The 6,000-nt window shown below is 36.5% G+C and carries 8 protein-coding genes; 3 read left to right on the top strand and 5 right to left on the bottom strand.

The window, feature by feature from the left end; all coding sequences use genetic code 11:
- Positions 1 to 120 precede the first annotated feature (120 nt).
- From HNQ85_RS15035 to HNQ85_RS15025, 3 genes are all read right to left on the bottom strand, one after another.
- The gene (locus tag HNQ85_RS15035; RefSeq protein WP_181538548.1) at positions 121 to 1,026 is read right to left on the bottom strand and encodes a chemotaxis protein; all 906 of its coding nucleotides are present in this window, start codon (positions 1,024 to 1,026) and stop codon (positions 121 to 123) included.
- Positions 1,027 to 1,185: 159 nt separating this feature from the next.
- Positions 1,186 to 1,836, bottom strand: a complete 651-nt coding sequence (locus HNQ85_RS15030) for a glycoside hydrolase domain-containing protein (RefSeq protein ID WP_181538542.1) — start codon at positions 1,834 to 1,836, stop codon at positions 1,186 to 1,188.
- A 73-nt stretch (positions 1,837 to 1,909) separates the two neighbouring features.
- Positions 1,910 to 3,250, bottom strand: coding sequence for an MFS transporter (locus HNQ85_RS15025; protein ID WP_181538541.1), 1,341 nt, complete (start codon positions 3,248 to 3,250; stop codon positions 1,910 to 1,912).
- A 164-nt stretch (positions 3,251 to 3,414) separates the two neighbouring features.
- Here HNQ85_RS15025 and HNQ85_RS15020 point away from each other — a divergent pair, with 164 nt between their 5' ends.
- Positions 3,415 to 4,005, top strand: coding sequence for a TetR/AcrR family transcriptional regulator (locus tag HNQ85_RS15020; RefSeq protein ID WP_181538540.1), 591 nt, complete (start codon positions 3,415 to 3,417; stop codon positions 4,003 to 4,005).
- A 151-nt stretch (positions 4,006 to 4,156) separates the two neighbouring features.
- Here the strand turns inward: HNQ85_RS15020 and HNQ85_RS15015 are convergent, their stop codons facing one another.
- Entirely contained in the window at positions 4,157 to 4,633 is a 477-nt protein-coding gene (locus tag HNQ85_RS15015; RefSeq protein WP_181538539.1) for a GNAT family N-acetyltransferase, read from the bottom strand.
- Between the two features lie 153 nt (positions 4,634 to 4,786).
- Positions 4,787 to 5,269 (bottom strand): DinB family protein, encoded by a 483-nt coding sequence (locus HNQ85_RS15010; protein WP_181538538.1) that lies wholly within the window; start codon positions 5,267 to 5,269, stop codon positions 4,787 to 4,789.
- A gap of 186 nt (positions 5,270 to 5,455) precedes the next feature.
- On the opposite strand from HNQ85_RS15010, the gene HNQ85_RS15005 reads away from it, so the two are divergent.
- On the top strand, positions 5,456 to 5,713 hold the full coding sequence (locus HNQ85_RS15005; protein WP_181538537.1) for an IDEAL domain-containing protein: 258 nt from the start codon (positions 5,456 to 5,458) through the stop codon (positions 5,711 to 5,713).
- A complete protein-coding gene (locus HNQ85_RS15000; RefSeq protein ID WP_181538536.1) occupies positions 5,710 to 5,961 on the top strand; it encodes an IDEAL domain-containing protein in 252 nt (83 codons plus the stop codon). The genes HNQ85_RS15005 and HNQ85_RS15000 overlap by 4 nt, the downstream gene beginning before the upstream one ends.
- Positions 5,962 to 6,000 lie beyond the last annotated feature (39 nt).

Below are 6,000 nucleotides of genomic sequence, written 5' to 3'. Positions count from 1 at the left end.
TCCAGAAGAAATTGAACAACCTTTCTCCGGTGGAATATCGGAGAAAGGTTGCATAGACTTTCTTTTATTCTGTCTACTTGACAGGGGTAAGACCAAAGTGGTCAGCCTCTCGATTTTCTTCTATAAAATATTCTCATCAATCGTTTTAACAAGCTCACCGATTTCTGGTTTGCTTACTTGAGCAGTTGCTCCAACCATGTCTCCTCTATGGCGCAAATCATCTGTGATTAACGACGAAAAAATAATCACTGGAAGTTTGTTTAAACGGTCGTCTTCGCGAATGCGTTTTGTTAAATGATGGCCATCCATTTGCGGCATTTCGATATCCGTTATAACAAGCTGAACATCGCTCTCAATACTTCTCCCTGTTTCAACGATGGATTGCAAATAGCGAAGCGCGTCTTCCCCATTTTCAAAAAATTCGACATGCTCATATCCTGCTTCGATCAAAGTATCATGCAGTAATTTTCTTAGTAACGGAGAATCTTCTGCCACAACAAGCTTTTTATTGGACCGCTCACGCTGCCCTAATTTTTTTACTTGGCTAACATTAATTCCAGATTCCGGATTAATATCGAAAATCATTTTTTCAAAGTCTAATAAAAGAATCATTTGGCCATTTAATTTAACGACACCAATAATTTGGCTTTCAAGACCTTGATACATTTGTGAAGGCTTTTCAATTTGCTTCCAAGAAATGCGATGAATTTGCGTCACAGCATGTACATGAAACACAATTTTTTGTTGATTAAACTCCGTTACAATAAACTTATCACCCGCTGGATGATCAGAAGGCGGGAAACTAAGAGCCTTAGCTACATCGACAACCGGAAGAACTTCACCACGCAACTCGATAATTCCCTCAATATAATGATGCGAATGAGGGACCTTTGTTACAGGAAGCGGGTTAATAATTTCTTTTACTTTAATGACATTGATTCCAAACTTGTTATTGCCAACTTCAAATTCAACAATTTCCAATTCATTTGTGCCGCTTTCGAGCAAAATCCCTTTTTGTTGGTCCATAAATAAAATACGCCCTTCCCTCATAAAAGTAATCTACCTTTATTATATTGGTCAGGCTATCAATTTGAAAGTTTAAAAATAACAATATGTAAAAGAGGCTATCCTCTAGCCGATTTATCTTTATAGATTGTCATTGAGAGATTGAGATGAAGCAGCCTCTTAATATAAAAATTCCAATAAGCGACGATCTGCAAGATTGGTATCAATAGAACAAGCTTCTGCATCGCGCCCATATTGCCACGCCCATACATTCGCTTTGCAGTTTGGTGCAGCCGGATTATATCTCGGTGCCCTTTGTTCTTTTGTTGTACCGGGACGAGGAGCAGAACTCCAAATCATTGTTTGTACAGCAACTTGATTATTATTTTTTACAGCTTCACAATACGCTTGCGCAAAATCACCTTTCGTTGGGTCAGCATAGATTCCAGGACGATAGCCAGTTGTGTAAAGCGTCTCCACCCAAGCACGAATCCACTCTTCATCGACTGGAAAATAATCTTCAATATTAGCAAATAGTGCCTTATTTTTCGGAATTCCAAGTCGGCGGGCATGGAATACAGCATTGCGCGCTACCACTTGGCCATTGCTATAACCAACTGCTTCGCGAAACGCATTATAAATCGGTAATATTTTCACACCGTAATTTCGAATTAACGTGATTTCCTCTTTCGTCAACCCATCAGAAACATTCGGAACATCTGTTAAATAACGCCCCCAGAACTTTGGATAACCAAACTCATTTTTTACACAGTAAAATAATTGTTCTGTTACTCTTGCCGCTGAGTCAACACCCCAAACCGTTCTTGCCATATTATCTCTTCCTTTCCTGCAATCATTCTTTTTCATGTATATGACAGTACGGTTTGTCTGAGTTACAGCACAATTAATTTGCAATCGTTGTCTCTTGATGATTTAGGACGGCAAACAAACGCCGATGTATAAAAAGACCGATTGCAACAAGAACAATTAATGAACCTAACGCAACTCGACTTGCAATATCCCCATAATCAGACAATAACCATGTAATGCTACCGTATAGCAGCGGACCGACAATTGATGAAACCTTTCCTGAAAAAGCAAACAAGCCAAAAAACTGCCCTCTTTTTTCCGGAGGCGTAAGTTCGACGATCAGCGTACGGGACACAACCCATATCGCTCCAAGAGCTATACCAAATAAACAACCTGCTATCCAAATCATGAATTGATAAATAGAAGCAGCAGCAATACATAAAGCAATGATGAGAAGAGCACTGACCACAACGACTGCACGTGGAGCTCCAATCTTTTTCGTAACATATCCAAACGCAAAAGAACCGACAATACTCGAAATAGTTGATACCAAATATAAAATGATAAACTGTCCTGCTGTAAAGTCAGTGATTGTTTTGGCGTAAACAGCCATCATTGTTACTGCTGTGGCGATAGCATCATTAATAAAAAAGTACGTAACCATAAATAGAAAAATCGCTTTATACGTTTTCATTTCTTTAAATGTTGTCATTATTTCCCTATACCCACTAATAAACGGGATTCGTTGTGACACTGTCTGATGTTCCTTTTCCTTAAAAACTAAGAACAACGGAAGCGAAAATAGCAAAAACAATATTGCTGTTGGAATAAACGCACGATGAAATCCTGCTTCCCCGACGAAGGGATAAACGGTTAAACCGACAAGCGTGCCTATATAGCCTACTGCGACACCAAAACCAGAAATATAAGGCAAAGATTCTTTTGTTCCTAAATCCGCAATCATCACATCGTAAAAAACGAGACTGGAATGGTAGCAAAATTTTGCAACAACAAAAAGAGAGAGAACAAGAAAAATGGATAACGGCAATTTAAAAATAGTATTTGCTGTATTCCAGGAAGCAAATATTCCCATAAAAATAGTCGCAACTATTGTAACTAATGTAAAAGCCATAATATACCGCTTTTTTCTTCCGGATCGATCAATCAGTACACCATAGAGCGGGGAAAAAATAACAAGCAGCAAACTTGATATGGAATTTGTATATGAGATAAATGTACTCGCGATCTGATTCATTTTTGAATTGCTTGCCAATACTTCCTGTAAATAAAAAGGAAAAAAGATTGTAATAATATTTGAGGAAAAAATCGTATTAGCAAAGTCATATAATGCCCAAGACAGGATTGGTAACGAAAAATACAATTTCCATAAGGACTTAGAGTACATTGAAGAATTCGTCTGGTTCCATTCTCCCATTTATTAAATTCCTCCTTTGTATATATTTATTCTTTAATACACGCTACCACTCCTACCTCCTAATATTTTTTACATAAATTTACCTTTTCTTGAAAAACAGTTTTCTTTTAACATAAAAAACCATTATAATAGGAAATATAGTCTATTGACTTTGGGGGTCTTAAATGAATAGACAGAAACACAAGGAAAAAATAAGGGGATTATTACAGCAAAAAGCACTAGAATTATTTAAATCTCAAGGCTATCACCAAACAACCATTATGCAAATTACAGAAAGCGCCGGTTTGGCAAAAGGGACGTTTTTTAATTACTTTCGCACAAAAGAAGAAATTTTATATGCGATTAACGATTGGCATATACGCTTAATTGAGACGGAAATCCAGCATCTTTCCACCACTAGCAGTTTAACCGATCAGTTTTATACATTGTTAAGGAAGTTGGCAAGCATAACCGAAGAATTAGGTCAAGAATTCACGAAATCCTTTTTTCATATTTCCATCACTGGAAATGGAAAACAAAAAAATGAAAACAATTATACGCAAATGCTTATGAATACATTTTCTCCTTTATTTGCTCAAGGGCAAGCATCGGGAGAATTTCGCGATGATTTGCCTACAGATATCATCGCATCTACCTTTTCACACGTTTATTTCGGAACATTGTATTATTGGTGCACAAATACTGCTTCGCCACCACTAAAAGAACTTCTTGAAAAGACGTTTATGATCTTTTTCAACGGCATTCGAAAAAACTAGCTGAAAAATAAAAAAGGGACGGCTCTCTCGAAGGCAATGAGTTCATGCAGAGAAAGCCAGCTCCCTTTTATTTTTTGCAAAGCGGCAAAGTAATTTCGACTATTGTTCTTTTGTTAAGACGGCTTGAGTAGTGTATCGTTCCCCCATTACACTATAATTCTTTTTGCAGTAGAATTTCATCACGAATCGGAATTCCATTTTCAGCAACAAAAGGAATTTGCGGTTTTATCGTCCGCGCCTTTTCTACCGCATTTACAATAATTCCAGCAATTGTATATCCTCTCTTTTGATAAAATTGCAACGCTCGCAAATTATCATTCGTTGTAATTAACTTAATGATTATTCCACCATCCTCTTTCACTTTTTTCTCAAAAAATTGTAATAATAAACTGCCAATTCCTTTATTTTCAATAACGCTGTCTAAAGAAATAATTTCCCACTCTTCTCCGCGCTTTACATATGTAAGCAATCCGATGATTTCACCATTATCATCGAACACGGCGCATCCATCTATCTCGTCACAATGGTAAACTCCTGTAGAAATAACCATTTGTGGACTTCCCCATTGCTTTTTAAAAAACTCCTGCACTTTCGGCCGATCTGCATTCGTCAGTAAACGTATAATCATATTCCCTTCCCTTTTCTATGAATTATTTCTATTTTAAAAATAGGCATTGTTATAATGCTACGTTTCTTTCATTTAATTTCGATATGAATCAGCATATTCCTTCTCCAACAAAAGCAAATGAACTATAGTTGAGATGCACGTAAAATCAGGCACTTATTCATTTTCTTTTAAAAAGTGTATATAGTCTGTGGCAATTGAATCATATCCCGCTTGATGTAACATTACAGAAATATTTCCACGATGATATGCCCCTTGATTAACGATATGATAAATAATCTCTAATATCGTATTAGTCCCTTTTTCTCCTTTACCGTTCATATATGAGACAACAGCATTCACATCTCCCGCATGACTGACAAAGTTTCGTAAATCCTCTAAAAATCGATCATATGCTAATATAAACTGTTTAACGGGCCAACCATATTTTTCTTCGATCTCACTTTGTTCATTTCCTTTCATACGCTCAAGCCAAAGTTCATCAACTGCCAACATATGTACAAGAACAGACTCAATATTAGGAAATACATTGTTGATTGGCAATGTCAAAACATTGCGCGGTAACACTTGCAAATAGCTCAATATTTTTTTCGTTGCCCAACAATGATATTCAACAAGTCCTATTGCAGATTGTTTCATGGCACTCCCTCCGCACCGTTTTTTATTATTATACGTTACCTAATTTATGATCAGAAGCAACATGAAAACACCCTTCATTTTCACAAAAATTTCCTTGTTCAGATTTATCTAAATATTCTTTACTTTTATACAAAAAACAACGATAATATAAAAAAGGGGAACTTTCCCGAAAAGGAGGAATGACCAATGTATGAAAAACAATATCCTCATGAAGGCATGATCGTCTTTGTTAAAAAGGAAGAGCCTAACGGCTACGAACATGTAGCTCAACTTATTATTGAGCAATCCATTTTCCAATACCAAAAGAACAAACTGATGGAACAAATTGACGAGTCTTTAATAGCCGGAAATAAATCATTATTCTTTGAATTATCATCTCAGTACAATAAATTGCTCGAAAAATATGGATACTTGCAGACAAAGCCAACGGGGGAATCAGCATGAAAACGCATAAAAAACGCTATAAACTTGTAAAAAACTCAAAAAAGCAGATTGCAACCTTTGGTTTATCCCCTGAGCAATGGTTTACTCTTCAGCTAGAAGCACAGCTGTTTTTAGATGAAATGTGCTACCGCTTCAATAAACAACGCCTTGAGATGTTAGTTAACGATGCGATTGATAATAAGGACAAAAAACGATTTATGGAAATAACAGCAATATATTCGCAATATGTAGGGGCCGAGAATCGATGATGGAATGTGAAACCTGTTATCTCTGCTCCACAGCAACAA

The organism is [Anoxybacillus] calidus, assembly GCF_013760845.1.
Lineage (GTDB): Bacteria > Bacillota > Bacilli > Bacillales > Anoxybacillaceae > Paranoxybacillus > Paranoxybacillus calidus.
This window is presented reverse-complemented; position numbering and strand designations above follow the sequence as displayed.